Raw genomic sequence first — 26,852 nt, forward strand, 5'->3', positions numbered from 1 at the left:
TTATGTCGATGCCTGAACATTCCCGCACGTTATTGCACCGGATACCTGGGAGATGTCGGAACTGCGCCGCCATTCGGCCCGATGGATTTCGCAGGCTGGTTCGAGGCTTTCCTGGGCGACCGTTGGTACACCTTCGATGCGCGCAACAACGTACCTCGCATCGGCCGCGTGCTGATTGCGCAGGGACGGGATGCCAGCGACGTGGCGTTGTCCTGCACCTTCGGTCCGGACAAGTTGGACGGCTTCAAGGTCTGGTGCGACGAGATCCAGTGAACAAGAAAAGTGCGCGACGAATTTTCGCTGTCTCACCCAGGCTCTCCGAGCGCGGATGCGGCGGGCTCGCACCCGCCATCTACCTCGGGCCCGCCAGTGACCAGATCGTCGCGCCCAGGCGCATCAGGTCGGTCGCTTCCTGTTGAACGCCCTCGCGCGACATGTCCAAGCGGGCGACTTTCGCCGCGACCAGCGATACCGCCTCGTCTGCGGGAAGTGCCCCGCCAACGCGAGCCATTTCCACGATCTTGAGCATCACGTCCGTCTGGTTCATGGCGCAGACACCTTCCTACTTGGGCTGCTGCTGGCGACAGATGTTTGCACCCGTGGTTGTCAGCTGGAGCGATCCGCCCAGCCATTCGAGCCAAGACCATGAGACCAGATCGTCGATCACAGCCTCATCGATTTCGCCCGCACGCCGGCGATGCAGCAGATCAGCCACGTGGGGCAGATCGGCGCGAAGCGCTTCCTGCCGGGGGAGGGAGAGAAGCGCTTGAGTCATGCCGGTCCTTCATGCGAATGCATGCGGGCCAGCCTAACACTCGAACGCCGCCTGCGAGACACGAAAACCGTCGCCTCCTGAAATCACCTACACTCGTCGCATCGACTGCGGCGTGCTCGTTGCCTCAGTCCTTGATTGACACCTCGCGGCAGTCGCTGGCCGCACAGGCCTCACCTCCCCGACAAGCTGACCAATCCCCGTCGCCCTCGGCAGAGCGTCATTCTCCTCGGCGAGCTTCATCGTCGGTCCGTTCAATAGGGCATCCTGCGGACCGTTCCCGTTTCCTCCACGGATTCACTCCGCGTGCCTGACCAGTCCAGTGCTGGCACGCACACTTGCGCGCGCGCCCCAAAGCAACCGCCCGCTCCATCACATGCAGACTCCACAGGCCCACGAGGTGGGCAGATACCTCGTCACCCCAATGACCAAACTCACCGAGACCGGGCAATACGCCGCCTCGGTTTCCATCCGTCGAGGCATGCATGACCGGGTCTTCCGGCTCATTCCGCGCTTCGACAACGCCACGCATGCGGCGCGCTACGCATTGGCGCAGGGCCGCCACTTCGTGCTGAACAACCAATTGGCCTGAGCGTCTCGCCAATCATTGAAGGAGCGTCGTGGGCAACCCGCGCGCTCAACGTCATGGAGGACATCTGTCAGCGGTCTGCCGCGGTGAGAGTTTCGCGGGTACTCTCTGTCACCGAACTGGCACGCACGGGTTCGGGTGAAAACGACCTTCAAGCTACGGATCTACACGGCTTCCGACGCAAGGGCAGGGCCCGCCTGGACAGGCAGGATGCCTCGATGGACGCTCGCGGCTCTAGCGAGAGCTAGCGCCTCTTCATGACCATTGGCAATGTTCGACCTGGTCTCAAGCCTGGTTAGATCGAACAACCCGGTGCGATCGTCGCACCCTCGATGCCATGGCGTTTCAATGCTTGCGACACGAACCCGGCAGCCTTGGCCTCCTCGATGAATTCGCCCAGCAGGTACGCAGCCAATTGGCCTCGCGCCTTGGGCAAGCCCATGGCTTGCTGTATCAGCATGAAGCGCCCCGGTAACAGGCGCAGGCCCGGTACACGCCTCGCGTCGGATTCCAATTGCTGCCGCACTCCTGCAGCCACGTCGAGATCCATCTCCAGAAACACGTCGACCACCGTCGGCGATGTCGGGGCACGAACAATCTGCGCGTGCTGGAGTTCACGGGTCAGGAACAGATCGTATGCACTGCCTTTGCCGACAGCGACACGAACGCCAGGTTGGTCAACCGACGCGCCATCCAGGATGGTCGAGGCCTCTCGCACGAGGTAGCAGCCCTCGATCAAGACGTAGGGCGCCGTGAAATGGATGCCCTGTCCACGCAACGGGTCGACGGCAAAGAATCCGATGTCCGCCTCCTGACGCTCCACGATGGACACCGCCTTACCTGCGCCGTCCACCACGATCAGTTCCAGGTCGACCTCCAGCCGATTGGCGAGCAGTTGCGCGAGGTCCACCGAGACACCCCGAGCGGGCTGGCCCGCATCCTGGCGAGCCAGGATGGGATTGCCCAGGTTGATGGTTGCGCGCAGCACACCGGTGGGTGCGAGCGCCTCTGCGTCATGTCTCGAATAGCTCACGGCTTCGCCCCCAGGGATTGGAGAAGTTCGCGACTTGTCACCGTTCGCCACGATGCCGTGCGCCTCGGCGCGTGACCGGTCATGCCGACCGGTCGCCCGGCACGAACACTTGCCCGTCCATCAGCCGGCGTGCGCTGCGGCTCATGAGCGCCTTGGTGACGGTCCATGTTCCATTGGCTTCCACCGCCTCCGCCCCCACGGTCAGCGCGCCGGAGGGGTGACCGAAACGGACTTCCCTGCGTTGCCTCTCGCCGAGGACGCGCGCGACGAGCGTGCCGGGGATCGCAGCGGCCACCGCGATCGCCACAGCGCCGGTCCCCGTCATCGCATGGTGCAGTTTGCCCATCGAAAAGATCCGCGCGCAAAGGTCAATGTCCGCAGCCGCGACCTCCTTGCCGCTGGATGCAACATAGCCAGCAGGCGGCGCGACGAACGCGAGCTTTGGCGTATGCGGTCGCTTCTCGGTCGCCTCCGCCGCGGTCTTCGCCAACCCCATGGCCACGGTCGCATGGACCCGGATCGCCTCGCAGCGCGCGAGAAGCACCGCGTTGCCGTTCACGGCCGGCTGCAGTTCCGCGCCCGTCAGCCCCAGGCTCGAGGCGTCCACGAAGATCGTCGGATTGCCTGCATTGATGAGCGTCGCCTCGATGACCCCGACACCGGGGACGTCGACGGCGTCCAGCATGCGCCCCGTGGGAAACATGGCTCCGCCCTCACCATCTTCATCGGCGCCGGGCTCCAGGAATTCGAGCTTGATCTCTGCGGCCGGGAAGGTCACGCCATCGAGCTCGAAGTCGCCCGTCTCCTGAACGGCGCCATTGCGCATCGGGACATGCGCGATGATCTTCTTCTGGATGTTGGCCTGCCAGATGCGAACGACGGCCACGCCGTCGGCAGGCGCATCAACCAGTCCGCTCGCGATCGCGAACGGCCCGACCGCAGAGGTGAGATTGCCGCAGTTGCCGCTCCAGTCCACGACCGGGGACCCGATGGCGACGGCGCCGAAGAGATAGTCGACATCGCAACCGGCTTGCGTGCTCGGGCCGACGATCACGACCTTGCTGGTGCTGGAGGTGGCACCGCCCATGCCGTCGATCTGTTTCTCGTACGGGTCGGGACTGCCGGCGACGCGCAGCATCAACGCATCGCGGGCCGCACCCGGGCGTTGCGCGGTTTCGGGAAGATCGCGCGAGGCGAAGAAGATGCCCTTGCTGGTACCGCCGCGCATGTAGGTGGCACGGATGCCGATCTGGGGAGAAGAAGTGCTCATGGTGTTCCTTGAATGAAAACGATGCAGACCGGACTGCCTGCGCGCGCCAATATGCGATGAGGGGTTGAAGTGCCTGGCTCGATGCCGACGATCGTGTCCGCGTCCTCATTGGCGATCAGGGTGCCGGCGAGGATGCCGGCGCCTTGGGGCATGGCCGAGATGAAGCGCGGCACGCGTCCTTGCGCGTCGAACCACGCGGGTGCATGCAGCGTGTGGCGCGTCTCGTCGATCGCCAGCCGCACCACGCTTCCATGGCCACGGTTCGACACCCAGATCGCGGCGTCGGCAGCGTCCAGGACGATGCCCGACCCCGTGTTCTCGCCCACGAAACTCTCCGGGATGCTGGGAATGCGCTGAACCGGCGTCAGGCGTCCGCTCTCCGCGTCGAAGGCAGCCGAGACGATCTGGCTCGTGAGTTCGAAGACGATCCAGGCACGACAGCCCCCGGCATCGAACACCAGGTGCCGCGGGCCGCTGCCGGGCGGGACCTGCAGCGACGCGGCAAGACGCAGGGCACCTGTGGATTCGTCGAAGGCGAGCGTGTGGATGGCATCGCCCCCCTTGTCCGGAACCAGGAGCCATCGGCCCGAGGGATCGAAGACCACCTGGTGAGGATGCGCGCCTTTCTGCTGCGTCCTGTGGGGGCCCTGTCGGTCGGGCAAAGCGAGGCTGTGCACAACGGCGCCCAGCGAGCCGTCCGGCAGGACCGGCAACGACACCACCGTTGCGCTCGCGTAGTTCGATACCAGCAGCCAGCGCCCTTGTGGACTGAAAGCCAGATGCACGGGGTTGCGCCCCTGCGTGGAGTGCGTGCCCCGAAGCGACAGCGCGCCGTCGAGGCCCACCTGGAAGCTGCTCACGGCAGTGCCGTCGCCGTGCACGCAGTAAAGGTTGCGCCCTTGCTTGTCCGCCAGAAGGTACGACGGGTTGTCCCCTGCGACCACCGTCTGCAGATGCTTCCATGGCCCCTCGGGAGTCACCTCGAAGACCTCGATGCCTTGACCGCGCGCTGCGCGCTCCTGCGTGGTGCGGCAGCCCACGTAGGCACGCAGCGCGCAGGCTTCGCGAGTGGGGTACGGATTCGTCTCCATGTCTTGACCGTTCTTTAGATTGAATTATATGATCACTTTAGACATTCGACAATCAGACCGATTGCCGGGGTCCCACCCCACCAGGAGACAACGAGATGAATCCGATTCGACGCAGGAGCCTCCTGCAGGTGAGCGCTGCGGCGCTGCCGCTTTCCGTGGCCGGGAAATGGGCCTTCGCCCAGGACAGGTTCCCCAGCAAGCCCATCACGCTGATCGTTCCGCAGCCGGCGGGCGGTGATGCGGACGTGGTCTGCCGCAGCCTGCAGAAGAAGATGCAGGACGTTCTGGGGCAACCGGTGGTCATCGACAACCGAGGAGGCGCAGGCGGAAACATCGGCACCGCGCTGGGTGCCAAGGCCGCGTCGGACGGGTACACGCTCACATTCGTGAACCAGGGCACCATGGCGCTGAACCCGTCGCTCTATCCGAATGCCGGGTACAAGGTCGAGAGCCTCGCGCCGGTGACCTGGCTGACGTCCATCGACCTGGTCATCGTGGCCCACCCGTCCGTGCCGGCAGGCAACCTGAAGGAATTCCTCGAGCTCGCGCGCAAGGAGCCGGGCAGGCATACCTACGGCACCGCGGGCAACGGAAGCGCCAACCACCTGGCCGGCGAGATGCTCAAGTCCATGGCCAAGGTCGACATCACGCACGTGCCCTACAAGGGCGGGGGGCCGGCGATCATTGCCTTGCTCGGCGGGGAGATCAGCATTGCCGTCGCCTTCCCATTGGCCGCGCTGCCGCACGTGCGCAGCGGCAAGCTCAAGGCGCTTGCGGTCACGGGAAAACAGCGCGCCAAGGCATTGCCCGACGTGCCGACTGTCGCGGAAAGCGGCGTCAGCGGCTACGAGTTCGTTTCCTGGATGGGCCTTGCCGTGCCAAGGGGAACGCCCGACCCGATCATTCAGACCCTCCATGCGGCAGCGGCCGCCGCCCTGAAGGAGAAGGACGTCACGGATCGGCTGTCCGCGGGCATGACCGAACCGGTGGGCGCGGGCCCCAAGGAATTCGGCGACCTCATCAGCCGGGAAGGGGCGCGATGGTCGAAGATGATCAAGCAGTTCGGCATGAAGATCGACTGATCCTTGCTGGCCTAGACTACGCGGATGCCATCGGTGAACGACACTGCGACCGCCCCCGAACTGACCTCGCTGCAGCAGCGCGTCGCGCGCGAGATCGTCGCGCTCGTGCGGCGCGACAACCGCGTCACCGGCGACCACCTGACCGAGGTGCACATCGCGCAGCACATCGGGACGTCTCGCTCCCCCGTGCAATCGGCGCTGCGCCATCTGGCGCACCTGGGGGTGCTGCAGCAGGACGCCAACCGCGGCTATTTCCTGCGTGTCGACGCCAAGCATTGGGACGGGCCCGTGGCGAGCCTGCTGTCGAGCGACGACCCGCTCTACCTGCGCATCGCCGAGGACCGGCAGTCCAAGGAGCTGCCGGACGAGGTGACGGAGGCCGAGTTGATGCGCCGGTACGGCGTGGCCCGCAGCACGCTGCGCAAGGTCTTGTCGCGCATCTCCGAAGAGGGTTGGATCGAGCAGAGCATGGGCCACGGCTGGCGCTTCCTCGCGATGATCGACTCCCCCGACGCCTACGAGGAGAGCTATCTTTTCCGGCAGTTCATCGAGCCGGGCGGGCTGATCGGGCCCTCGTTCATGCCCGTCGCCCACGAGCTCAAGCAGCTGCGCAATGAGCAGCAGCGGATCGTCGACGGCGGCTACCAGACGATGACGCCCATCGAGCTGTTCGAGGCCAACAGCCATTTCCACGAAACCCTGGCCGAGTGGAGCAACAACCGCTTCGTGCTCCAGTCGGTGCGGCGCATCAACCAGTTGCGCCGTCTCGTGGAGTACCGCCAGGCCTCGCGCCGCGGGGCGCGCCACACGCAGGCCTCCGAGCACCTGGAGATCCTGGATGCCATCGAGAAGCAGGACTTCGTGCTGGCCGCCAGCCTCATGAGGTCTCACCTCGACGGCGCGCGCCGCGGCAAGCTGCGCGGCACCGGCGTGTTTTCCCCATCGTCCTCCTAGCACCCCCGGTCCAGACCTGATCCTGGAAGCCCTCCAGCCTGCCCCTCCCCCGGGGCGGCTGAGCGCCGCTGCGCCCCTGGCGGCGACAGACAAGCAAGAAAAGTTACAGCACCGCGCAGGGTTTACCCGCGCCTTTTATTGGTGAAAGTGATTAGAAAATACAATACAGCGAAATGTGCAGCATCGGATTGCACGCATCGCGGCCCCACTCACCCCACGAGAAGGAGACATCCATGCAGCTTTCGATCCGCAAACTGCTTCGCATCGGCACGCTCGCCGGCGCACTCGTCGCGGCCTTGCCCGCGCTCGCACTGGAGACGGTGCGCTTCATGGCGCCAGGCTCGCCAGGCGGCGGCTACGACCAGACCGCCCGCACCCTCGGCAAGGCCATGCAGGAGGCCGGCGTGGCCAAGAGCGCGATGTACGACAACAAGAATGGCGCGGGCGGAACCCTGGGCCTTGCCCAGTTCGTCAACAGCTCCAAGGGGGACGTCAACGCCCTGTGCGTGATGGGCGCGATCATGGTGACCGGGGTCGTACAGAACAAGCCGCAGATCTCGCTGGCCAACGCCACGCCGATCGCACGGCTCTTCACGGAATACAACGTGATCGCCGTGCGCAAGGACTCGCCCTACCGGAGCTTCAACGACCTGATGGCCGACTTCAAGAAGAACCCTTCCAGCGTGAAGTGGGGTGGCGGCTCGAAGGGTTCGGTCGATCACATCGGCACGGCCGAGCTCGCCGGCGCGGCCGGCATCCCTGTATCGAAGGTCAACTACATCCCGTTCGGCGGAGGCGGAGAAGTCGTCTCCGCAACGCTGGGCGGCCACATCACAGCCATCACGGGCGGCTACGCGGAGCTGTCGAAGTACATCGAGGCGGGCCAGTTCCGTGTGCTCGCCGTCGGCGCCCCCACCCGCATGCCGGGCGTGGACGCCCCCACGCTGAAGGAAGCCGGCTACGACATGCAGATCGGCAACTGGCGTGGTGTCTACGGCGCGGCCAACCTCACCCCCGCCCAGCGCAAGGAACTCACGGACGCCGTCCTTGCAGCGACCCGGACCAAGGGATGGCAGGACGCCGTCAAGGCCAACGCCTGGTCGCCCAGTGTGATCACCGGTGACGAGTTCTCGAAGTTCGTCGACGACGAGCACACGCGCCTGCGCACCGTCATGACCCATGTCGGTCTGATCTGACCCTCTTTGCTCCCCTGCCCCGCCAGGGCCCCACGAAGGAAAACGAATGAACCTGAAACCCGAAATCAAGCAACTCGCCCTGGCGAACCGTTCCGTGCGCTACGTGTCGATCGCCGATGTTCCCGGCGTCGACGAACTGCCTTTTTCGCTGCGCATCCTGCTGGAAAACCTGCTGCGCCAGGCCAGCCGCGGCACCGACACCCAGGCGGAGATCGATGCCCTGCTTGCGCGGCGCCTCGGCAGCGGCCTGAGCTTCTACCCGGTGCGGGTCTTCGGGCAGGACATCCTCGGCCAGGTGATGCTGGTGGACATGGCCGGCATCCGAGACGCCGTGGCCGACGCCGGCGGCGATCCCTCCCGGGTCAGTCCGAAGGTGCCGGTGGACGTGATCATCGACCACTCTCTGCAGGTCGACAGCTGGGCCACGCCGGATGCGCGGCGCATCAATCTCGAGAAAGAGTACGAGCGCAATGGGGAGCGCTTTGCGTTCCTGCGCTGGTGCGCCAGCAGCTTCGAAGGTGTGCGCATCGTGCCGCCAGGCAAGGGCATCATGCATCAGATCCACCTCGAGCACATCGGCAAGGTGGTGTGGACCGAGCAGACCGCCGAGGGCGAGCTCGCGATCCCGGACACCTGCGTGGGAACCGACAGCCACACGCCCATGATCAACGGCCTCGGCGTCCTCGGCTGGGGCGTGGGCGGCATCGAAGCCGAGGCTGTGATGGTCGGCAAGCCGGTCGCACTGGCGCTGCCGGAGGTGGTCGGCATGGAGGTCAGGGGCCGGCTGCGCGAAGGGGTGCTGCCGACCGACCTGGTCCTGGCCATCACGCAACGCATGCGCAGCATGGGTGTGGTGGGCAAGTTCGTCGAGTTCTTCGGCAACGGCCTCGATGCACTCTCGCTCGGCGACCGCGGGATGATCGCGAACATGGCACCGGAATACGGCGCGACCGCCGTGTACTTCCCGATCGACGAACGCACCATGGACTACCTGCGGATGACGGGCCGTGAGAAGGACCAGATCGAACTGGTCGAGGCGTTCGCCAAGGCGCAGAAGCTCTGGCGCAGCGAGGCGACCCCATCTCCGACGTTCGACGCGGTCGTGACACTGGATCTCGACGACATCCGCCCTTGCCTGGCGGGCCCTCGCAATCCGGAAGACCGGCTCGACCTCGACACCGTGCCCAGCGCGTTTCTTCAACACCATCAGGAGATCGCGGGCCGGCCGCTCGATGCAAACCGCGCCGTACCGGTCGATGGCGAGAGTTTCTCCCTGCGCGATGGCGCCGTGCTGATCGCAGCCATCACGAGTTGCACCAACACCGCCAACCCCGTGAACATGATGGCCGCTGGCCTGGTTGCGAGGAAAGCCGTCGCGCTGGGGTTGAAGACGCAACCGTGGGTCAAGACCTCTCTGGTGCCTGGCAGCCACGTCACTGCGGCGGTGCTCGAGAAAGCCGGGCTGCAGGACGCGCTCGACACGCTCGGCTTCAACGTGGCCGGATTCGGCTGCACCACATGCAACGGGGGATCGGGGCCGCTGCCCGACGCACTGGTCGAAGCCATTGAGCGGGACAAGCTGGTGGGTACCGCCGTTCTCTCCGGCAACCGCAACTTCGAAGGTCGCATTCACCCCAATGTGCGCGCGGCCTACCTTGGCTCGCCGGCCCTCGTGGTCATCTACGCCTTGACGGGCTCGCTGACTGTCGACGTGACGAAAGAGCCCATCGGCACAGGCTCCAACGGACAGCCGGTCTACATGCGCGACGTATGGCCGACGGCCGTCGAGATCGCCCATGCGGTCGAAGGGGCCTACGAACCCGGGCTCTTCCGCGAGAAGTACGCCGACCTGTTCGATGGCGGCGAAGCCTGGAACGCCCTGAGCGGCGAGCGCAGCGAGCGCTTTGCCTGGCAAGACGCCAGCACCTACGTGCGCCGCCCGCCCTACTTCGAGAACCTGTCGCTCGAGCCTGCTGCCGTTCAGGACATCGAGGGGATGCGACCTCTGGTCATCCTCGGCGACTCCGTCACCACCGATCACATCTCGCCCTCGGGGGCCATCAGCCTCAGCACACCGGCCGCGGATTTCCTGCTGGCCAAGGGCGTCGAGAAGCGCGACTTCAACAACTACACCACGCGACGCGGCAATCACGACGTGGCGGTCCGGGCTACCTTCGCGAATATCCGGCTGCGCAACCAGATCGTGCCCGGTATCGAGGGCGGCATGACGAAGCTGATGCCCGAGGGCATGCAGATGCGCATCTTCGAAGCGGCCGAGGCGTATCTGCGCCGCGATGTTCCGTTGGCCGTCATCGCCGGCAAGAACTACGGTTGCGGCTCCTCGCGCGACTGGGCCGCCAAGGGCGTGGCCTTGCTGGGTGTGAAGGCCGTCATCGCCGAGAGCTTCGAGCGCATCCACCGCACCAATCTCGTGGGCATGGGCGTCCTGCCGCTGCAGTTCGACCCAGGCACCACGGCGGATTCGCTGGGACTCGATGGCAGCGAACTGATCGATATCCCTGCGCTGGCAGGCAACCTTGGCGTGAGCGGTCGCGTAGAGGCTCTCGTGCATCGCGCGAACGGCACGACCACGACAGTTCCGCTGACCATTCGGCTCGACACCGAGGAAGACGTGGCGTACTGGCGTCACGGCGGCATCCTGCCCCTGGTCTGGCGCGACTACGTCCGCGCAAAGCCCGAGGAACAGGTCTCCCATTCGGCCCGGCCGATCCAGGGCGATGCCGCCGAGCCGCGGCATGAACTGCCGGATGCGATGCCTGCCAGCGACGTTCCCAGCTCGGCACAGGGGTGTCCCTGAGCTAGCCGGCGGGAGCCGGTCTCCCGAGCCATTCATTCCTTCGTTCGCCCTCGTCGCGGCGGCCAGGCAGCCGCCGCGGGGGCGACTGCTGCCCATCGAGCGCCCGTCAAGCAGACAAACGCGTCCCGCCTGGCGCGCCCCGATCCGTCCGGGCCTTCCTCATATCGAGACCACACATGCTGACCATCCTCGCGTATTCCATGATCATCGTCTTCATGGCGCTGCTCATGACGGGGCGCCTCACCGCGCTCATTGCACTGATCGTCGTACCGATCATCTTCGCCCTGATCGGTGGATTCGGGGCGGATGTCGGACCCATGGTGATCAACGGCATCAAGGCCATTGCGCCCACCGGCGTGCTGCTGCTCTTCGCGATCCTCTACTTCGGCCTGATGATCGACGTCGGCCTGTTCGATCCGTTGATCCGGCTCATCGTGCGAATGTCCAAGGGTGATCCGGTGCGCGTCATCATCGGCTCGGCGTTGCTCGCGCTGGTCGTTTCGCTGGACGGCGACGGTTCCACAACCTACCTGCTGTGCGTCACCGCCATGCTGCCGCTGCACCGGCGACTGGGCATCAACCCGCTGATCCTCCCCTGCGTCACGATGATGGGCAACAGCATCATGAACATCGCGCCGTGGGGTGGTCCGACCGCACGCGTCATGAGCGCACTGCACGTCGACGCCTCGCAGGTCTTCGTTCCACTCATCGGGCCGATGGCCATGGCAAGCGCGGCCACGATCGCCGTGGCGTGGTACCTCGGAGTGAGGGAGCGCCGGCGTCTGAAGACGGTCGAGTGGAAGCCGGTGCACGCTGAAGTCTCTGCCCTGGGCGGGGAAGTGAACCTTGACGCCGCGCAAGCACCTCACCAAAGCCGAGCGAAGATGGCTTTCAATCTGGCACTGACCCTGGTGTTGATGGCCTGCCTGACGATGGCCGTGCTCCCGTTGCCCTTGCTCTTCATGGGTGCGTTCGCCATCGCGATCTCGGTCAACTTCCCCGCGATCAAGGACCAGAAGGAACGCATTGCCGAGCACTCGGCAAGCGCCCTTTCGGTGGTGGCCGTGATCTTCGCGGCGGGCGTGTTCACCGGGATCCTCTCCGGCACCAAGATGACCGATGCGATCGCGCACAGCGTCATCAACGCGATTCCCGCTTCGGCCGGCCACTACCTGCCGCTGATCACCGCGTTGCTCAGCGCGCCGATGACGTTCTTCCTTTCCAATGACGCTTTCTATTTCGGGGTCGTGCCGATCCTTGCGGAAGCGGCAAAGGGCTACGGCATTGCGCCCGAAATCATTGCACGCGCATCACTGCTCGGACAACCGGTGCATCAGCTCAGCCCCTTGGTGGCCGCCAACTATGTGCTGATGGGTGTGGCAGGCGTCGAATTCGGTGCGCACCAGAAGTTCACCCTCAGATGGGCATTGCTGCTGGTCGTCGTCATGATCGTCGCTGCCGGGCTCTTCGGCATCGTGCCACTTCTCTAGGCTGCGCTGCGGTTCCATGGAGAGTTCGAGTCCCCAGGGATGACGCATATCTGCGCTTCCTGGGCTTCGGAACAACCAGGCTCTCCTGCTTCATCAACCGCTGCACCACCTTCTCGGAGATCACCACGTCCTGCCTGGTGAGCGAAGCTTGCAGCCTGCGGTCGCCGTAACCGCGATGGTTCGATTCAAGGATGTCGGTGATGGATTTGCGCACCGAGAGGTGCTTACCGCCCACCGCCAGACGCGCCCGATGGTAGAAGAAGGGTAAGCGGCCAGGCGCCCCACCTTGAGAACCGAAGCCAAGCCGGAGACCATGCTGTCCATCTAAGTTAGCTGGACATCATCAATGGACGTCAATTCGAAGCAACGGCGCCGTCACAGCGCAGAGTTCAAGGCGCAAGTTCTCGCCGCTTGCGCAGAGCCAGGAGCATCGGTTGCGGTGGTTGCGCTGTCATTCCAGTTGAACGACAACCTTGTGCATCAATGGCGTCGCGGACGCGGGGCGAGTCCAGCTCCATCGGCGATGTCGACGACGGTTGCCGAGTCAGCACCGCAGTTCATCGCGCTGTCGTTGCCCCCGCTACCACCGCCCTCGGCGCCAGCGATCGTTGCGGTTGCTGCCGTCGCTGCCGAGGAGATCCGTCTTGAGTTCAAGCGCGGCGCGATCGGCGTGAGCGTGTGTGACCCGTCTCGGCGGCTGCAGATTGCGCAGCATGGCTTCGCGAGGTGCTGCGTTGATCCGCATCGACGCGCTGTGGCTATGCACGAAGCCAGTGGACATGCGCTCCGGTGCCGAGCGGCTGCTTTTAGCCAATCACGAACTTGCAAATTTCGCGCGAATACTCTCTGAGAAACGCATTTTTGTCGGGCAGTGGCTCCGTTGTATGTGGAGGGGGAGTGTCCATGAATGAAAAGTGGCCTGCCCCTTCTGTGACGCGGACGTCCACGGAAACCGAGTCGGACATCGCACTCGCCATCCATTCGGTTTGGATCGGAGGAGTGATGCTATCCGCCGAACCTACCCACGTCAGGACTGGAACTCGCACCGCATCAAGTGCTGCGGGCGCGCGGAAGAATCCAGTTGGGGGAGCCAAGAGAGCTAGACGAGTCAATCGACCGTCCGATGCAATCAAAATGCGTCGACCTGGTCCTAACCACATTTGAGCTCCCGCCATGGCGACGAGGGTGGCCGCACCAATCGAATGCCCCACACCTATCACCTTCGCCGAGGGCTCAATGAATGCGTCGAGTGCGAGGGAGAGACGTCTTGCGCGGAGAGTCAGTTCGTCCTCGCTTGGGGTAGTCGAAGCAAGCCGCTCGAAATGCGGCGCCACGATCATGCAGCCAGACTCGGCCAATGCGTTGAGGAGAGTAGCGTGACGTTCTGGCTGGCCGCCCGTGCCCACTGCGAAAAGAACCACAGGAGCACCAGTGGCTGCTTCCTGCACCGACACCTTGAATGAATCACCGCCGTCTTGCAGCGTCTGCGTCAGCATCAAAAGTCAGCTCCTTGTCATATGTGGAATCGACAGGGTCTTGCACGATGCATCGTCATCAAGTTCTTGCCCCGTCTCGACCCGCATTCTGCCGGGCCAACGAACGCCGGTCTGGACAGGCAGCGAGAGCTAGCCTGTCGTTGGCATCGCTGTCAATTGGTCAAGGTGGAATGACTGTTCGCTTACGAAGAAGGAGCTACGTGCAAGACCCAATCCCCAACCGCGCGAGGAGATCTGGCAGGCCGTCGCGCTCTCTCAGGGCGCCAATCAGCAGTGTCTCCGGGTTGGTCAGGAGCTGCAGATCGACGCCCAGGCCTTTTTCAACAGTTCATTGGCCTTGTTCAAGAGGTCCCGCTCATCGAGCGTGGGCAAAGGTGATACTCGACAGCCGCCACCTTCTGCGCCTGCGAATACTTCGGTTCACGGCCCGCGTGGGAATACATGAACGACCTCCTGGCAGCCCAAGTTTTTGTCCGCCCCCCGTGGCCCAGTTTTCAGCGCGAGTCAACATGCGCGGCACACCTCGCAAGGGTTCGATCCTCCCTTCGATCTCGGCGAATTTTCTGAGGGCTATCGAACCCGCTTCGGAACATCGCCAATGATGGTTGCGCGCATCATGTGGCGCTCCGAGGGGTAGTAGTCGGACACCGCGTAGTGCTGGACTGCCCGGTTGTCCCAGAAGACGATGGTGTCCGGCTCCCAGTGCACACGCACCTGGTATTCCGGGATCTTGGCCTGACGCACGAGCAGGTCGAACAGCTCGCGAATCTGGGTCGGTGTATCCATGCCCCAATCCGAGCCCAGAACTGCCCGGTAGTTGGCGATGTGCGTGGTGTGGATTTCGTTCACGTACAGGATCAACTCCCCGGTTTCAGGATGGGTGATGACCACCGGATGTTCCACGGAACGATGTCGATCCCGATATGCGGCTCGTTCGTTCGGATCCATCTTTTTGAACAATGCGACATTGATGTCGTTGACTGCCACCATGCTGTCGATCTTGCGCTTGACCTCCTCCGGCAACCCGGCGTATGCCTGGACCATGTTGCAGAAGATGGTGTCTCCTCCAACTTCCGGGCACTTGATGCAACGAAGAATAGAACCCATCGAGGGTTTCTCGTAGAACGCGGTGTCCGAGTGAAAAAGGTTCTCGGCGCCCTTTTTTTCCTTGGAAGCCTTGAGTTGAACAAGCTCGGGGAATTCCGCGTTGGCGGCCAGCAGCGGATTCTGCGTCTCAAGATCACCGAACTTTCGGGCGAACGCCACATGCTGCGCGGCGGAAACAGGCTGACGCCGGATGACCAGCACCCGGAAGGCCAGCAGCAGTGCGCGAATCCTGGCAATGCCGTCGTCATCGAGATCCGGCACAAACAGATCCTGCAACTCCAACCCGAGCGACGGGGCCAATCGACGGGTCTTCCATCCCGAAGGCAATCCTTCGAGAGCGTGCTTCATGGCCAAACTCGATTCGACAGCTGTCCACCGTGAAGCCATCTCATCTGCAATGTTCAATGACATTTGTGTCTCCTTTCAATCTATTGATGCAGTTCAACGAGCGGAATCTTGGGCTCGGTTCGCGCAGTCTTCTCTTATTCCGCAGTTACTCCCGAAACCTTGATGAACTCCTGCCAGCGCGGAACCTCCGTCTCGAGGAAGTTGCGGAACTCCGAGGGTGATCGAACCGCTTGTCTGCCTCCAACCTGCTCGATCAAGGCCGTGTACTCGTCGGTTTGCAGGACGGCCTGCACTGCGTTCCAGATCTCTGCGATCTTGTCCGGCGCGACACCGCTGGGCGCCAGCAGGCCGACCCATGGCACGACATCGAATCCCGGAAGACCGGATTCGGCGATCGTGGGAATCGACTCGAACTTGGGCAGCCGCTTCGCGCTGCTGATGGCCAAGGCCTTGATGCGGCCGCCTTGCAAGAGCGGTGTCGCGGCAGCCACTCCTTCGAAGGTCACCTGAACCTGGCCTGCGGCAAGGGCCGTCAGGGATGGCGCAGCCCCCTGATAGGGGACGTGCACGAACTTCAGCTTGGTACGCCGAATGAACTCCGTCATGGCGAGATGCGAAACGCTTCCGACGCCCGGTGACGAAAAACTGATCTCCCCTGGATGACTGTTCGCATAGCTGACCAGCGACTCAACCGAATCGATCGGCAGCTTGGAATTGACGAGCAGCAGCAGCGGGGTATCGTAGAGCGTCGCGACCGGCTCGAAGTTCTTCAGTGTGTTGTATCTCACGGCCTTGAAGAGGATCGGATTGATCACCAGCGCCGAAGATGCGGAGAAAGTCAGGGTGTTCAGGTCGCCGGTCGACCTGGCAACGTTGCCCAGCGCGATGCTTCCGCTCTGACCCGGAATATTCTCGACAAAGAAATTGCGCTCCAGCCTCCTGCTCAGGGCGGATGCCAGGTATCGCCCCACCGTATCGACGGATTGACCCGGTGGATAGCCGACAACGATCCGCGCCGAACGCTGAGAAGCGTCGCTCGCCTGAGTCTGCGCCTCCGCCCGGCCGGACATGCCGACAGAGAGCAGGCCCATCGACACAGCAGTCCACAAGGACAGGAATCGAAATTTCATCCGTTGTCTCCTTCGTTGCTCAAAGCGATTGCGCCCGAATCACGTGCACGGATCGCGTGCGTCTGCGCTCATTTCGAGACCGTGAAGCCGGTGGCCTTGACGATGGGGGCCGCGTAGCTGCGTTCCTCTCCCATCATGCGGGTCATCGTTGCGCCAGGCACGGCCGCGGGCTCGAGTCCGATCTGATCCCACCTCGCCTGCACGCTCTGGCCCTGCGTGGCGACCAGCAAAGCCGTCCCTGGCTTCTTGAGCAGCTCGCGGGGCATGCCAATGACGCCAAGCATGCGGATCCGTCCACCGCGGCGCAGCTTGAGTTCGCGGCCCGGGAACGTCCGTGCCCAGCGGGATGTGGCCGGCCATGACATCGGAGGCCAGTGGCGCACAGCCCTTGCAGGCCACCGCAACCATAGGCACGCCGGTGGTCTTGAACATGCTCGCGTGCCGCGATCAGCGAGCGAGGCTCAACCACGGAAAGTTCATGGAGGCGAGTCGCACCCGCACCCGAATGGCTTGTCATGGAACAATCATCGAACTGGCGTGAGGACCTCGTCCAATACCGTTTGACTGGGGCGGACATACGAGAATCGTATGGGTACGATCGAGGCCGCCGAAGCGGTGCCACGCCGCATTCAGGACTACGGTCGCGCGCTGGCGGCCTTTGCGCGCGCCCGTCTTCGCCAACAAGCGGTCGACTCGTCTGAAGGTGCTGGTGCACGACGGCATCGGCATCTGGCTCGCCGCACGCCGGCTGCACCAAGGCCGCTTCACCTGGCCCGGCGGCGACTGTGCAGCGGTTGCCAACGCAGCGATCCAGCGACATCGACGACCTGCTGTCCCACGTGTGGGCTTCGCGCTGGGCCCCTGACTGCCAATGGAGAGGCGTCTGCAGGTTGATACCTACATGACCGTCGATACTGTCCGACTATGACCACGTTGGTTCTTCTCCCGGGCATGGATGGCACAGGCACTCTGTTCGATCCGCTAGTCAATGCGTTGTCTGGTGCCGCGTCATTCAAAGTGGTGGCCTACCCGCCCGCGGCGCCAAACGGATATGGCGCCCTTCAGAACGTCGCTGAAGCGGCTCTCCCGGCGGATGAGTCGATCATCTTGCTAGGCGAGTCATTTTCCGGACCCATCGCCATCTCGCTCGCCGCGAAGCATCCGAACCGAATCAAAGGTGTTGTGCTTTGCTGCACATTCGTGCGAAACCCGCACCCCTTTCTGGCGCTGTTTGGCTTCGTGGCAGCGTTGGCACCGATCAAGCAGTTGCCCTTAACCTTCGCCTGTGCGGCTCTGCTGGGGCGGCGCGCGACGCCGGACCTCCGACGCGCATTGGGCGCAGCACTCGCCATGGTCTCAGGAGCCGCGTTCCGCGCTCGGCTCAAGGCCGTCCTTTCCATAGATGTCTCGGCAGACCTGGCAAGAGTGACAGCCCCGATCCTCTATCTGCGCGCCAGCGAAGATCGACTGATACCGAAGCAAGCAGGCAACCTCATCAAGCACCTTCAACCCTCAACGCAGGTCAGAGAGATCGAGGGGCCGCATTGCCTACTGCAAGCAGCACCTGTAGCGGCGGCCCAAGCCATTCGGGAGTTCATGCGCACTGTCGAGCCACAGCCAGCCATGTCAGGCGCGTGAGCACGTCCTTCAGATAGGCGTAAGGATCGTGACCATCGGGTCTTGCCGAGCGGATCGATCACGACGGTCTTGTCGCGGACCATGGCGCCAGTCCCCTCCTTTGGCGATCAGTTGCTCAGCACCGAAGCCTGCGAGCATCGCCTGACAGTCGATCGTGAAGCTCGCACGATGAAGACGTCGTTCTCAAAAAAGTCCGTGGCGATTCAGAAAGCGACGTGCTCGGGTCCCTTCAGCCCCAGCAGCGCACGCGCCTCGTCCGGCGTTGCGATCTCGTGCCCGAGGCTCTCCAACAGCTGGCGGACCTTGCGTACCTGCTGCGCGTTCGATTCGGCGAGCTGCCCGCGCGAAATCAACAGCGAGTCCTCGAGTCCGACGCGCACGTGCCCACCCATCGTCGCGGCGGCCGTGGCCAGGGGAATCTGGCCACCCCCCGCACCGAGCACCGACCACTGGTACGCATCCCCGAAGAGCTTGTCGGCCGTGCGCTTCATGAAGACCAGGTTCTCGAGGTCCGCGCCGATGCCGCCCAGGATGCCGAGCACGAACTGGATGAAGATCGGCGCCTTGAACATCCCCGAGTCCACGCAGAACTTGAGGTTGTACAGGTGCCCGACGTCGTAGCACTCGTGTTCGAACTTGACGCGGTGATCATGTCCCAGCTCCTCGGCCACCATGCCGATGTCGCGAAAGGTGTTGCTGAAGATGTAGCTGTCCGATTCGCGCAGGTACGGTTCTTCCCAGTCGAACTTCCAGTCCTTGTAGCGCCGTGCCAGCGGATGCATCGAGAAATTCATGCTGCCCATGTTCAGCGAGCACATCTCGGGCGAGAAGCGCTTCGCCGGCGCGATGCGCTGCGCCACGGTGTTGCGCAGGCTGCCGCCGGTCGACAGGTTGATCACCGCGTTGGTCGACGCCTTGATCGTCGGCAGGAATCCGAGGAAGTGCTCCGGGTCGATCGAGACGGCCCCGTTGAGCGGATGGCGTGCGTGCAGGTGCAGCACCGCTGCGCCGGCCTCGGCCGCGTCGATCGCCTGGCGTGCGATGTCCTCGGGGCGGTACGGCAATGCGTCGGACATGGTCGGCGTGTGGATGGCGCCGGTGATGGCACAGGTGATGATGGTCTTGCGCGACGGTTTGGACATGGTGCTGGGCTGTCTTTGCGATGAGGTTCAGTGTTCGACCGGCTGGCGCTGCCAGACCAGCTTGATGACGGTCTCGATGCCGTCCTGCATCTGCGGCGCGGTCGTCAGGACGGCGGCGTCCTGCTCGAAGCTCAGGGCGCGACGCAGCACGGTCCCGACCCAGTTCGGATAGGTGGACATGTCCACCGCGTGCCGGACCCAGCCGCCCTCCACGTCGAACCCCCCTGCGTACGCGATGGAGGACCTGTAGGCTTCCGCGCGCTGCGATTGCGGCGCCGCCTGCCGGTCGCCGTCGAGCTGTGCGCGCCCCTCATGGGTGATGAGCGCCATCATCCGCGCGTCGCCGCCGTAGTGAATGACGCCAGCTGGCCGCGCGCCGTAGACGTCATGCAGGCGTTCGCCGCGAGGACCGACGGCATAGGCCTCGCGCAGGAACCAGGTTCCGATCAGAGCATCCGCGTTCATGGAAAAGAAAACTCCAGGGTTGTGGGAAAGTGTTCAGGGCAGCACGGCCACGGCCCGGACCCACCCCGCGGAAGCGGCGTGGATCTTCACGGGGAAGCAGATCACCTGGAAACCCGTGGGGGGCAGCAGGTGCAGGTTGGTCACCTTCTCCATCTGGAAGTAGCCGATCTCCCGGCCCGCCTTGTGGCCCTCCCAGATGAGGGACGCATCCCCGGTTTCGCGGTAGCGCCGCGCGGTGTGACTGAAAGGGGCGTCCCAGGACCAGGCGTCGGTTCCGACGACCCGTACGCCGCGCTCGGTGAGGAACAGCGTGGCCTCGCGGCCCATGCCGCAGCCGGTGTCCAGGTAGTCGTCCTGCCCGTAGCGTGCGCCCGCCGCCGTGTTGACGAGCACGATGTCCAGGGGCTGCAGCACGTGGCCGATGCGCGCGAGCTCCGCCTCGATCTCGTCGGCACGCACCACGTGACCGTCCGGCAGGTGCCGGAAGTCGAGCCGGACCCCCGGCCGATAGCACCACTCCAGCGCCACTTCGTCGATGGTCGCGGCCCGCTCGCCACCGTTCATCGTCGAGGCGTAGTGCCATGGCGCATCCATGTGGGTGCCGTTGTGCGTCGACAAGTCGATGCGCTCGACGGCCCACGCTTCACCGTCGGGCAAGTCCTGCGGGCGCAGGCCGGCGAACGGCTTGGCCAGCGCGGCAAAGGTTTCCTGGTGGTTCTGGTACCGGATCTGCGGGCCGTTGCCCGGACGGTCCACGGACAGGCCATTCTGGATGGCGACGGACAGGTCGATGAGCTGCATTGCGGTCGTGCTGTGAAGTGTCGGGTGGGGCGCCATCGATTCGCCAGGCGCTACTGCTTGCGCAGGCCGATCGCGCGCACCAGTTCGGGCCACGCCTGGTTTTCATGGGCGAGGAACTGGATTGCCGAGGCAACGGAACCGCCGGTCGGCTCGCTGCCGTTCTCGCGCAGCCGCTGGACCATCTCCGGTTGCTTGAGAACCGCATTGACCTCGGTGTTCAGACGGTTCACCACCTCGGTGGGCGTTCCCGCGGGAGCCACCAGCATGAACCACAGGGAGAAGTCGATGCCGGTGAAGCCCTGCTCCTCGAAGGTGGGCACGTTGGGCAGGGCCTCGGCCCTCTGGCGTGTCGATACCGCCAGAGCCTTGACCTTGCCGGACTGGATGAACGGCCGGACGGTGCCGACGTTGTCGCACAAGGCCTGGACGCTGCCGCCGAGCAGGTCGGTGATGGCGGGCGCAGCGCCCTTGTAGGGGATGTGGTTCAGCGCGATGCCCGCGGAGCGCGCGAACAGGCCTGCACAGATGTGCTGCGGGGAGCCCTCCCCGGCATTGGCCATGTTGATCTGGCCGGGCTTGCTTTTCGCGCTCGCCACCAAGTCCTTGAGCCCTTCGTTCGCCATCTCGGGCCCGGTCACGAGCACCAGGGCGGCCGACGACACCTTGGCGATGGGCGCGAAGGCCTTGACCGGCTCGTAGGGCATCTTCTGAAAGAGGCTCTGATTGACCGCCAGCGGCCCCAGCCCCGCCAGGAGAAGGCTGTAGCCATCGGGCTGTGACTTGGCAACGGCGTCGGCGCCGATGGTGCCGTTCGCCCCGCCCTTGTTGTCAACGATGACGGGCTGGCCCAGGCGGGTCCCGAGTTTCTCGGCCAGCAAACGGGCGATGTTGTCGGTGCCCCCGCCCGGCGCATAGGGCACCACCAGGCGGATCGGCCTCTGCGGGTATTGCGCCGCAGCCGGCAGTGCTGCCAGGGCAAGGGTCCACAGGATGCACTGCAGTGCCGGTTTCAACATCTTCATTTCCTTCGGGTGACGACTTGGCCTGAATATTAGTTATTCGACCGACTAAGTAAAAATAGGGCAAACCCTAGCGACGGGGACGAGGCCAGGGTGGGCACTGACAGAGCAGCCGTGGAACACGGGGCGCGGGGCCTTTGCGGCGCCGAGTGCTCGGCCGTTCACGAAGGGCGGGATCGGGTGGGCCATGACCTCCCCTCCGAATCGGTGCGGGAGCTGGGCCGCTTGTTTGTTAGTCTTTCGAATAACTAATAATGGAACGGCCTGCACGGAGCAGGAACATGATCCATCGCCCTCGGGAGGCTGACCGGCCTCGGGCGGACCGCAAAAGTAGCAAAGCCATGGGAAAGAGCATTCATCTCGACAACGCGGCGGCCACCACGGAGGCCGCGGAGTCGTCGCCGCATCGGCGGCGCAAGAGCGACGCGCGGGAAAACATCCTGCGCGCGGCCGAAGGCCTGTTCGCGGAACACGGCTTCACAGGCAGTTCGCTGCGCAACATTGCCGAAAGCGCCGGGGTCAACCAAGGGATGATTCATTACTTCTTCCGCAGCAAGGAGGCCTTGTTCCAGGAGACCTACCTGCACCGTGGCACCCCGATGGTCGAAGAGCGCATGCGACTGCTCGACGCAGAGGAGGCCGCGGCCAAGGGAGCGCCCGTCCCGCTGGAGCGCCTCATCGAGAGCTTCCTGGCACCCGCATTCAAGCTGGCGATGAGCGGTGACAGCGGCCGTGCGTTCCTGCGCATGCAGGCGCACCTGCAGCTCGACGGCACGCCGTTCGCCAACGAACTGCGCCAGCGCCTCTACGACGTGTCGTCGCGCCGGTTCGTGGCCGCTTTCGCACGCAGCCTTGCCGACCTATCACGAGAGGACGTTTCCTGGCGCTTCATGTTCATGCTCGGCAGCTACCAGTACGCCCTGGCGGACACCGGGCGCGTCGACGTGATCTCCGACGGGCTGTGCAGCGGAAAGAACATTGCCGAGTCATTGCGCCAGATCGTGCCCTTTCTCGCCGCCGCCATGCGCGCGCCTGGATTGACCATCGCTTCAGACAAGCCTTCACGCAAGCGCTGACGACCTGCCTGGACTGCTGCCACGGGCATCCCGCCTGGCGTCCTTCACGGCACCTTCATTCAGAGACCGCCACGGGAAGGATGGTGACAAAATCTGTCACTATGCCTTCTTACATTGAGCTTTCCCCAACTCAACCGAAGGAAAGCACCATGAATACCAGCAAGGCACTCGAGATCGTCCAGGTTTACGCCAAGGCGCTCGCGAACAAGGACGTCGAGACCATCGTCTCCATCTCGGCCGAGGATGTCGTCTGTACCTCGCCCATCGGTCAGACCGCCGGCATCGAGCGCTTCCGCGCCTTCCAGGAAGGTTTTGCCAGGATGCTCACGAACCTGACCGTTCTCGCCGTCTACGGCGACGATGAACAGGCCGTCGTGGTTTACCTCGCCGAGACGCACCCGGTGCCGCGCTCGCTCGTGGCGGAGCTCGTCAAGATCAAGGACGGCAAGCTTACATCGACCGATGTGATCTACGACGCCACGCCCTTCGCCGCCTTCATGCAAACGGTTCAGCCTCATTGAGCGGACGGTCCTGCAATGAAGCGAGTTCAATACGACAGGTATGGCGGCCCCGAGGTGATGCGCCTGGCGGAGTTCGACCTGGAATCCCCTGGCCAGAGCGACGTGGCAGTCAGGGTCAGGTTTGCGGCCCTCAATCCCATCGACTGGAAAGTGCGCAATGGCGATCTCAAGATGGTCACGGGAAAGTCCTTCCCGCGCGCGTTGGGGTCTGACTTCTCCGGCACGGTGATGGCCGTCGGCCCGGGCGTCACTCGCTTCAAGCCTGGAGATGCCGTGTTCGGCCTTGCGAGACTCAAGGAAAGCGGTGCGTGCGGCCACGCCGTGCTCACGGATGCGAATTTCCTGGCGAAGAAGCCTGACGGCGTTTCCTTCGAGGATGCAGCTTGTCTCGGCACTCCTGGCGTCACCGCCTGGAATGGTCTCTTCGACAAGGCCAGGTTGAAGCCCGAGGCGCATGTGTTCATCAACGGCTGCACCGGGGCGGTTGGAGAAACAGCCGTTCAGCTTGCACGGATGACAGGGGCCAGGGTCTCGGGCAGTTGCAGCGCTCAAGCGATGCCACGTGCCCATGCACTGGGTGTCACGAGCGTCTACGACTATCGAGCAACCGACTTGGCAACTATCAGCGAGCGCTTCGACGTTGTTTACGATACCGCGGCCACGATGACGAGCGCCGTCGGCCTCGGGATGCTTCGTGAGGCAGGTGTGTTCCTGGACATCAATCCGACGCTGGGCAAGTTCATGCGCTCCATGTTCGATCGCAGGCTGAAGCCGATCATCTGCAAGGCGAGAGCGGACATCCTCGATGGCCTGGCGCGTGCTGCCGCAGAAGGAAAACTGCGGCTCCCGGTTGCCAAGACCGTGCCGCTGAGCGAAGCCATCCGCCTTGTCACCGAGCTCCAACAAGGGCACAAGCTGGCCGGCAAAGGCCTCGTTGTGATGGATTGACATGTCCCGCAGCCAGCGGTTGTTCGACCTCATGCAGGTGCTGCGCCGACACCGTGGAACGGTGTCCGGCGAAGTGCTTGCCAGCGAGTCAGGCGTGTCGCTGCGCACGATACGAAGAGACATCGCCACGCTGCAGTCGCTCGGAGCGGACATCGACGGTGCCCCGGGCGTCGGCTACATCCTGAGGCCGGGATTCCTTCTGCCCCCGCTGTCATTCACCGAGGAGGAGCTCCAGGCACTGGTCGCGGGCGCACAGTGGGTCAGCCGCCAGACGGACGATGCGCTCGCCTTTGCCGCTCAGAATGCGCTCGCCAAGATTGGTGGTGTGCTTCCCTCCGACATGCGAAGGATGCTGGATGACGACGCGCTCTACATCGCCCGGAAGAGAGAAGACACGTCGGGTCTCGACCTGGCAAGGATCCGTCAGGCGATGCGCGACCAGTGCAAGATGCGCATCGGCTACACCGATCAGGCTGGTGCAGCTTCGCAGCGGGTCATCTGGCCGATCATGCTGGGCTTTGTCGAGTCGCGACGGTTCATCGCGGGATGGTGCGAACTGCGCCAGGATTTCCGCCTGTTCCGCGGCGACCGAATCACAAAGGTCGAATTCCTGCAGGAGCGCTATGCCGGAAATCGCCGCCAGATGGTCAAGGAATGGCGCGCGCAGGTCGAACGTGAACGCAGTCGCCGTGATGGCGTTTAGGCGGCGCTTGCTCATCTGGTGGGCTGGTAGAACCCTGCCGCATCGCAGGTACGCCACCAGCCCCAACCAGGAAATAGCAGAGTGGGCGAAAAACATTCTTCACCGACATAGGACTAGCAGTCCGAGGGATGAGCAAGTGGACTGTAGCGCCGCTCGTCCGCTCGAAATTCGACGGACGACATCTCGAAACAGGGCTGATGTGCGACGCTGAGCAGCTGGCGAAGGTGACCTGATAAGCAAGACTCTGATCGCGTGCCTTTGGCAAATCGGTTCGACTTCTGTGCACGCTGACTTGGCGCGGAACGTCGCGTGGGTAGCGAACATTGAACGGCTCATCTGCCCCACAACTACCCCCGATGGTTTGCCCAAGATGTGAACAAGGCGAGATTGCCGCAACGGCAATCAGATGCAATGGCGCTGGGCTGTTCGTTTGCGAGGAGTGCGAGGCTACTTGGATCGTCGAGTCCGAGATTGGGGCGAGGCCCTTCGTGGACCTCGGTACCCATATGCGAAGCTTGGGACTCGCACCAACCCGGGATGAGCTTGACGCCCGAGCTCCATAGGTTCGACCCGGCCACGACCGATCATTCGCCGATCCAGCAAAATTCGGCTGAAAGAAGCCGCTTGAAAAACCCTCAACAAGAATGCTCACGGTAACACTACGCCCGCAGAAGGACTTCCCCACCGATGACTTGGTCACTGTTCTACCGCTTCGACGATGAGGTCCCCACGAACTTTTACGAACTGCGCCAATTCGGCAACTCGCTGTGGACCGCGAACGGCAAGGTGCACACCATGGGGCACTCCCTGGTCGCCGAGTTCGCAAGTCCCGAAGCCGCAAAGGAAGCCCTCGTGCAGCGAAGCAACGAGATCGAGGCGCAGGGCTACAAACGAGTGCGCCACGGCATACACGATCCCGCTCGAATCGACTTCCCCTTACTCACTACAGAGATTCGCGAAGGTGCTCGCCACACCTTTCAAGCCATTCGCGCGGCCCATCCTGACAAGACCATCCGCCTTTTCGCGCTTGGCAGCGATGACGGTGCGATGACCATCGTCCATGCTGCCAGCGATCTCTCTTTGGGCGCTCCGGGCGACATGGACGATGAAAGCGAGGTCTGGAGCTCCGCCGAATGGCCCTACACGGAGGGCGGTGAGTTCCTCGACATCGCTTACCGCATGATCCTGTCATGCCACCGCAGCGACTTGCCTTGCGATGTTGAATTCGACGTCTTGCATGCGGGTCTCTTCGAGGCCTGCATTGCCGCGATGGAGCAACTTGACCGTGAAGGTTTCTTCGGCACGGGCGACGCGCGTGAAGAGGTTGTTCTGCTATGCCAAAGCGAGGGCAACGAGGATATGGAAGGCTCGATCGGAAGACTCAACACTTCGCGCGTGGTGGGGCGACTCGAACGTTGGATCAAGCTCTGCCAATGAGCTCAGATTAAGAGCTTGGCGGATTGCCGGATGACCCTGAGGCTTCGCCTGAGTGATCGCTTTGCGAAGTTTCCAAGATAGAGTCGGCCAGAACCAGTCGTTCGACCGCGCTTGAGAATGCGGCCGCAAGCGGACATACGATTTGATCTTCTAATAGGGAATGGAAATGCCAACAATCGCCTTCACAGCGCCTGCAACTGTGTTTGACTTTCGCCGCTCGGATGATGGCGAAGTTGTGGAGGATCTCGGACTACTCCAGACTCTTGATGGCCTTGCCTACACCGACGAAGAGTTCTCAGATTACCTCGCAGACGATGATCGAACACGAGGGCTCGCAGCACTGGGTGTTACGGGTGGCGATCTGACCTTTCATTTTTCGGGAACTGGGCTGGAAGCGTGCACCATCTACTCAACTCCGCGCGCGCTGAACGCTGTGGAACTCGGCGCGCTCTGCGAGTACACCATCGGCCAATGGAGCGATGGAATCGGGTCCAACTTTTTTCAGGAAAGACTTGCTGAAGGCCTTGCCCCTCAAGTTCTCCTTCCTGACTCGCGCATGGTTCGTGCTGAACAGTTTGCCTAGACACCACAGATTGCGCCGCTCACGGCCAAGACCAGACGTTCGAGTTGCCGCTGGTTAAGAAGCAATCCGACAGTGCATAGCCTCATGAAAATTGCCTTCCTCGCCGCCGTAGCCGTCGCAATAGGCGGATGCGCTGTTTCAGC

30 protein-coding genes and 3 pseudogenes are annotated in these 26,852 nt (G+C 63.5%); 16 read left to right on the top strand and 17 right to left on the bottom strand.

Translation table 11 applies throughout. The features are described 5' to 3' along the window. Positions 1-273, top strand: a 273-nt coding sequence (locus BMY35_RS34620; RefSeq protein WP_143080699.1) for a transglutaminase-like domain-containing protein, incomplete at its 5' end; no start/stop codon positions are given. Between the two features lie 79 nt (positions 274-352). Here the strand turns inward: BMY35_RS34620 and BMY35_RS34625 are convergent. Then, positions 353-547, bottom strand: coding sequence for a hypothetical protein (locus BMY35_RS34625; RefSeq protein ID WP_093209269.1), 195 nt, complete (start codon positions 545-547; stop codon positions 353-355). 15 nt (positions 548-562) lie between these two features. Further along, entirely contained in the window at positions 563-775 is a 213-nt protein-coding gene (locus BMY35_RS34630; RefSeq protein WP_093209272.1) for a hypothetical protein, read from the bottom strand. Between the two features lie 421 nt (positions 776-1,196). On the opposite strand from BMY35_RS34630, the gene BMY35_RS34635 reads away from it, so the two are divergent. After that, the gene (locus tag BMY35_RS34635) at positions 1,197-1,364 is read left to right on the top strand and encodes a hypothetical protein (RefSeq protein WP_338067643.1); all 168 of its coding nucleotides are present in this window, start codon (positions 1,197-1,199) and stop codon (positions 1,362-1,364) included. 292 nt (positions 1,365-1,656) lie between these two features. Here the strand turns inward: BMY35_RS34635 and BMY35_RS34645 are convergent, their stop codons facing one another. The 3 genes from BMY35_RS34645 to BMY35_RS34655 all read right to left on the bottom strand — a co-directional run bounded on the left by BMY35_RS34645 (position 1,657) and on the right by BMY35_RS34655 (position 4,755). Beyond that, positions 1,657-2,394 carry an ABC transporter substrate-binding protein gene (locus BMY35_RS34645; protein ID WP_093209280.1) on the bottom strand — a complete coding sequence of 246 codons (738 nt, stop codon included), beginning with the start codon at positions 2,392-2,394 and terminating at the stop codon, positions 1,657-1,659. A 79-nt stretch (positions 2,395-2,473) separates the two neighbouring features. Beyond that, the gene (prpF, locus tag BMY35_RS34650) at positions 2,474-3,664 is read right to left on the bottom strand and encodes a 2-methylaconitate cis-trans isomerase PrpF (protein WP_093209282.1); all 1,191 of its coding nucleotides are present in this window, start codon (positions 3,662-3,664) and stop codon (positions 2,474-2,476) included. Beyond that, a complete protein-coding gene (locus BMY35_RS34655) occupies positions 3,661-4,755 on the bottom strand; it encodes a lactonase family protein (protein WP_093209285.1) in 1,095 nt (364 codons plus the stop codon). The genes prpF and BMY35_RS34655 overlap by 4 nt, the downstream gene beginning before the upstream one ends. A 95-nt stretch (positions 4,756-4,850) precedes the next feature. On the opposite strand from BMY35_RS34655, the gene BMY35_RS34660 reads away from it, so the two are divergent. From BMY35_RS34660 to BMY35_RS34680, 5 genes are all read left to right on the top strand, one after another. Further along, complete coding sequence (locus BMY35_RS34660) at positions 4,851-5,837, top strand: Bug family tripartite tricarboxylate transporter substrate binding protein (protein ID WP_093209287.1); 987 nt, start codon at positions 4,851-4,853, stop codon at positions 5,835-5,837. A gap of 33 nt (positions 5,838-5,870) precedes the next feature. Beyond that, positions 5,871-6,791: a GntR family transcriptional regulator gene (locus BMY35_RS34665; protein ID WP_240652204.1), complete on the top strand. Its 921-nt coding sequence runs from the start codon at positions 5,871-5,873 to the stop codon at positions 6,789-6,791. Between the two features lie 233 nt (positions 6,792-7,024). Further along, positions 7,025-7,987 (top strand): Bug family tripartite tricarboxylate transporter substrate binding protein, encoded by a 963-nt coding sequence (locus BMY35_RS34670; RefSeq protein ID WP_093209292.1) that lies wholly within the window; start codon positions 7,025-7,027, stop codon positions 7,985-7,987. A gap of 46 nt (positions 7,988-8,033) precedes the next feature. Further along, a complete protein-coding gene (gene acnA, locus BMY35_RS34675; protein ID WP_093209295.1) occupies positions 8,034-10,805 on the top strand; it encodes an aconitate hydratase AcnA in 2,772 nt (923 codons plus the stop codon). 176 nt (positions 10,806-10,981) lie between these two features. After that, positions 10,982-12,295, top strand: a complete 1,314-nt coding sequence (locus BMY35_RS34680; RefSeq protein ID WP_093209297.1) for a CitMHS family transporter — start codon at positions 10,982-10,984, stop codon at positions 12,293-12,295. A gap of 31 nt (positions 12,296-12,326) precedes the next feature. Here BMY35_RS34680 and BMY35_RS34685 read toward each other — a convergent pair. Then, positions 12,327-12,566 (bottom strand): annotated as a pseudogene (locus tag BMY35_RS34685) (IS3 family transposase); the annotation flags it as partial. Between the two features lie 75 nt (positions 12,567-12,641). On the opposite strand from BMY35_RS34685, the pseudogene BMY35_RS39160 reads away from it, so the two are divergent. Then, a pseudogene (locus BMY35_RS39160) lies at positions 12,642-12,782 on the top strand (transposase); the annotation flags it as partial. Between the two features lie 93 nt (positions 12,783-12,875). Here BMY35_RS39160 and BMY35_RS38965 read toward each other — a convergent pair. From BMY35_RS38965 to BMY35_RS34705, 6 genes and pseudogenes are all read right to left on the bottom strand, one after another. Next, positions 12,876-13,076 carry a hypothetical protein gene (locus BMY35_RS38965; protein WP_256230459.1) on the bottom strand — a complete coding sequence of 67 codons (201 nt, stop codon included), beginning with the start codon at positions 13,074-13,076 and terminating at the stop codon, positions 12,876-12,878. A 25-nt stretch (positions 13,077-13,101) separates the two neighbouring features. Beyond that, entirely contained in the window at positions 13,102-13,791 is a 690-nt protein-coding gene (locus tag BMY35_RS38065) for an alpha/beta hydrolase family protein (protein WP_143080802.1), read from the bottom strand. A 186-nt stretch (positions 13,792-13,977) separates the two neighbouring features. Next, positions 13,978-14,148 (bottom strand): annotated as a pseudogene (locus BMY35_RS39165) (IS3 family transposase); the annotation flags it as partial. A 213-nt stretch (positions 14,149-14,361) separates the two neighbouring features. Next, on the bottom strand, positions 14,362-15,246 hold the full coding sequence (locus BMY35_RS34695; RefSeq protein ID WP_176947680.1) for a TauD/TfdA dioxygenase family protein: 885 nt from the start codon (positions 15,244-15,246) through the stop codon (positions 14,362-14,364). A 134-nt stretch (positions 15,247-15,380) separates the two neighbouring features. Continuing rightward, on the bottom strand, positions 15,381-16,376 hold the full coding sequence (locus BMY35_RS34700) for a Bug family tripartite tricarboxylate transporter substrate binding protein (RefSeq protein ID WP_093209305.1): 996 nt from the start codon (positions 16,374-16,376) through the stop codon (positions 15,381-15,383). 68 nt (positions 16,377-16,444) lie between these two features. Continuing rightward, complete coding sequence (locus BMY35_RS34705) at positions 16,445-16,660, bottom strand: type 2 periplasmic-binding domain-containing protein (RefSeq protein ID WP_093209308.1); 216 nt, start codon at positions 16,658-16,660, stop codon at positions 16,445-16,447. Between the two features lie 374 nt (positions 16,661-17,034). Between BMY35_RS34705 and tnpB the strand changes: the two genes are divergently transcribed. Further along, positions 17,035-17,241 (top strand): IS66 family insertion sequence element accessory protein TnpB, encoded by a 207-nt coding sequence (tnpB, locus tag BMY35_RS39170; RefSeq protein ID WP_218153037.1) that lies wholly within the window; start codon positions 17,035-17,037, stop codon positions 17,239-17,241. 59 nt (positions 17,242-17,300) lie between these two features. Beyond that, a complete protein-coding gene (locus tag BMY35_RS34720) occupies positions 17,301-18,014 on the top strand; it encodes an alpha/beta fold hydrolase (RefSeq protein WP_176947681.1) in 714 nt (237 codons plus the stop codon). Here BMY35_RS34720 and BMY35_RS39175 read toward each other — a convergent pair. From BMY35_RS39175 to BMY35_RS34740, 5 genes are all read right to left on the bottom strand, one after another. Beyond that, the gene (locus BMY35_RS39175; RefSeq protein ID WP_126472319.1) at positions 17,971-18,069 is read right to left on the bottom strand and encodes a transposase domain-containing protein; all 99 of its coding nucleotides are present in this window, start codon (positions 18,067-18,069) and stop codon (positions 17,971-17,973) included. The genes BMY35_RS34720 and BMY35_RS39175 overlap by 44 nt on opposite strands. A 148-nt stretch (positions 18,070-18,217) precedes the next feature. Continuing rightward, positions 18,218-19,156: a 3,5-dioxohexanoate:acetyl-CoA acetone transferase gene (locus BMY35_RS34725; protein ID WP_093209313.1), complete on the bottom strand. Its 939-nt coding sequence runs from the start codon at positions 19,154-19,156 to the stop codon at positions 18,218-18,220. A gap of 27 nt (positions 19,157-19,183) precedes the next feature. Next, on the bottom strand, positions 19,184-19,621 hold the full coding sequence (locus BMY35_RS34730; protein WP_093209317.1) for a lipocalin-like domain-containing protein: 438 nt from the start codon (positions 19,619-19,621) through the stop codon (positions 19,184-19,186). Positions 19,622-19,654: 33 nt separating this feature from the next. Further along, a complete protein-coding gene (locus BMY35_RS34735; protein ID WP_093209319.1) occupies positions 19,655-20,422 on the bottom strand; it encodes a cyclase family protein in 768 nt (255 codons plus the stop codon). 50 nt (positions 20,423-20,472) lie between these two features. Further along, positions 20,473-21,438: a Bug family tripartite tricarboxylate transporter substrate binding protein gene (locus BMY35_RS34740; protein WP_176947682.1), complete on the bottom strand. Its 966-nt coding sequence runs from the start codon at positions 21,436-21,438 to the stop codon at positions 20,473-20,475. A 284-nt stretch (positions 21,439-21,722) separates the two neighbouring features. On the opposite strand from BMY35_RS34740, the gene BMY35_RS34745 reads away from it, so the two are divergent. The 6 genes from BMY35_RS34745 (at position 21,723) to BMY35_RS38080 (ending at position 26,709) form a co-directional block, all read left to right on the top strand. Next, positions 21,723-22,517: a TetR/AcrR family transcriptional regulator gene (locus BMY35_RS34745; protein ID WP_176947683.1), complete on the top strand. Its 795-nt coding sequence runs from the start codon at positions 21,723-21,725 to the stop codon at positions 22,515-22,517. 149 nt (positions 22,518-22,666) lie between these two features. Then, positions 22,667-23,038 (top strand): nuclear transport factor 2 family protein, encoded by a 372-nt coding sequence (locus BMY35_RS34750; RefSeq protein WP_093209327.1) that lies wholly within the window; start codon positions 22,667-22,669, stop codon positions 23,036-23,038. A 15-nt stretch (positions 23,039-23,053) separates the two neighbouring features. Beyond that, the gene (locus BMY35_RS34755) at positions 23,054-23,986 is read left to right on the top strand and encodes an NAD(P)-dependent alcohol dehydrogenase (protein WP_093209328.1); all 933 of its coding nucleotides are present in this window, start codon (positions 23,054-23,056) and stop codon (positions 23,984-23,986) included. Between the two features lies 1 nt (position 23,987). Next, the gene (locus BMY35_RS34760; RefSeq protein ID WP_176947684.1) at positions 23,988-24,689 is read left to right on the top strand and encodes a helix-turn-helix transcriptional regulator; all 702 of its coding nucleotides are present in this window, start codon (positions 23,988-23,990) and stop codon (positions 24,687-24,689) included. A 687-nt stretch (positions 24,690-25,376) separates the two neighbouring features. Then, complete coding sequence (locus BMY35_RS34770; protein ID WP_240652205.1) at positions 25,377-26,126, top strand: DUF4303 domain-containing protein; 750 nt, start codon at positions 25,377-25,379, stop codon at positions 26,124-26,126. A gap of 166 nt (positions 26,127-26,292) precedes the next feature. After that, complete coding sequence (locus tag BMY35_RS38080; RefSeq protein ID WP_143080803.1) at positions 26,293-26,709, top strand: hypothetical protein; 417 nt, start codon at positions 26,293-26,295, stop codon at positions 26,707-26,709. Positions 26,710-26,852: the final 143 nt, after the last annotated feature.

The sequence above is a fragment of the Variovorax sp. YR750 genome (genome assembly GCF_900109805.1).
GTDB classification, from domain to species: Bacteria; Pseudomonadota; Gammaproteobacteria; order Burkholderiales; family Burkholderiaceae_C; genus Variovorax; species Variovorax gossypii.

Excerpts from the sequence above, each read along its gene's own strand:
- BMY35_RS34630 (WP_093209272.1), bottom strand. The coding sequence starts at position 775 with ATGACTCAAGCGCTTCTCTCCCTCCCCCGGCAGGAAGCGCTTCGCGCC.
- BMY35_RS34705 (WP_093209308.1), bottom strand. The coding sequence starts at position 16,660 with ATGCTTGGCGTCATTGGCATGCCCCGCGAGCTGCTCAAGAAGCCAGGG.
- BMY35_RS34755 (WP_093209328.1), top strand. The coding sequence starts at position 23,054 with ATGAAGCGAGTTCAATACGACAGGTATGGCGGCCCCGAGGTGATGCGC.
- BMY35_RS34660 (WP_093209287.1), top strand. The coding sequence starts at position 4,851 with ATGAATCCGATTCGACGCAGGAGCCTCCTGCAGGTGAGCGCTGCGGCG.
- BMY35_RS34625 (WP_093209269.1), bottom strand. The coding sequence starts at position 547 with ATGAACCAGACGGACGTGATGCTCAAGATCGTGGAAATGGCTCGCGTT.
- BMY35_RS38080 (WP_143080803.1), top strand. The coding sequence starts at position 26,293 with ATGCCAACAATCGCCTTCACAGCGCCTGCAACTGTGTTTGACTTTCGC.
- BMY35_RS34695 (WP_176947680.1), bottom strand. The coding sequence starts at position 15,246 with ATGAAGCACGCTCTCGAAGGATTGCCTTCGGGATGGAAGACCCGTCGA.
- acnA (WP_093209295.1), top strand. The coding sequence starts at position 8,034 with ATGAACCTGAAACCCGAAATCAAGCAACTCGCCCTGGCGAACCGTTCC.
- BMY35_RS34750 (WP_093209327.1), top strand. The coding sequence starts at position 22,667 with ATGAATACCAGCAAGGCACTCGAGATCGTCCAGGTTTACGCCAAGGCG.
- prpF (WP_093209282.1), bottom strand. The coding sequence starts at position 3,664 with ATGAGCACTTCTTCTCCCCAGATCGGCATCCGTGCCACCTACATGCGC.
- BMY35_RS34670 (WP_093209292.1), top strand. The coding sequence starts at position 7,025 with ATGCAGCTTTCGATCCGCAAACTGCTTCGCATCGGCACGCTCGCCGGC.
- BMY35_RS34635 (WP_338067643.1), top strand. The coding sequence starts at position 1,197 with ATGACCAAACTCACCGAGACCGGGCAATACGCCGCCTCGGTTTCCATC.
- BMY35_RS34730 (WP_093209317.1), bottom strand. The coding sequence starts at position 19,621 with ATGAACGCGGATGCTCTGATCGGAACCTGGTTCCTGCGCGAGGCCTAT.
- BMY35_RS34735 (WP_093209319.1), bottom strand. The coding sequence starts at position 20,422 with ATGCAGCTCATCGACCTGTCCGTCGCCATCCAGAATGGCCTGTCCGTG.
- BMY35_RS34680 (WP_093209297.1), top strand. The coding sequence starts at position 10,982 with ATGCTGACCATCCTCGCGTATTCCATGATCATCGTCTTCATGGCGCTG.
- BMY35_RS34720 (WP_176947681.1), top strand. The coding sequence starts at position 17,301 with ATGACCACGTTGGTTCTTCTCCCGGGCATGGATGGCACAGGCACTCTG.
- BMY35_RS38965 (WP_256230459.1), bottom strand. The coding sequence starts at position 13,076 with ATGTCCACTGGCTTCGTGCATAGCCACAGCGCGTCGATGCGGATCAAC.
- BMY35_RS34725 (WP_093209313.1), bottom strand. The coding sequence starts at position 19,156 with ATGTCCAAACCGTCGCGCAAGACCATCATCACCTGTGCCATCACCGGC.
- BMY35_RS38065 (WP_143080802.1), bottom strand. The coding sequence starts at position 13,791 with ATGCTGACGCAGACGCTGCAAGACGGCGGTGATTCATTCAAGGTGTCG.
- BMY35_RS34655 (WP_093209285.1), bottom strand. The coding sequence starts at position 4,755 with ATGGAGACGAATCCGTACCCCACTCGCGAAGCCTGCGCGCTGCGTGCC.
- BMY35_RS34770 (WP_240652205.1), top strand. The coding sequence starts at position 25,377 with ATGACTTGGTCACTGTTCTACCGCTTCGACGATGAGGTCCCCACGAAC.
- BMY35_RS34760 (WP_176947684.1), top strand. The coding sequence starts at position 23,988 with ATGTCCCGCAGCCAGCGGTTGTTCGACCTCATGCAGGTGCTGCGCCGA.
- BMY35_RS34740 (WP_176947682.1), bottom strand. The coding sequence starts at position 21,438 with ATGTTGAAACCGGCACTGCAGTGCATCCTGTGGACCCTTGCCCTGGCA.
- BMY35_RS34700 (WP_093209305.1), bottom strand. The coding sequence starts at position 16,376 with ATGAAATTTCGATTCCTGTCCTTGTGGACTGCTGTGTCGATGGGCCTG.
- BMY35_RS34745 (WP_176947683.1), top strand. The coding sequence starts at position 21,723 with ATGATCCATCGCCCTCGGGAGGCTGACCGGCCTCGGGCGGACCGCAAA.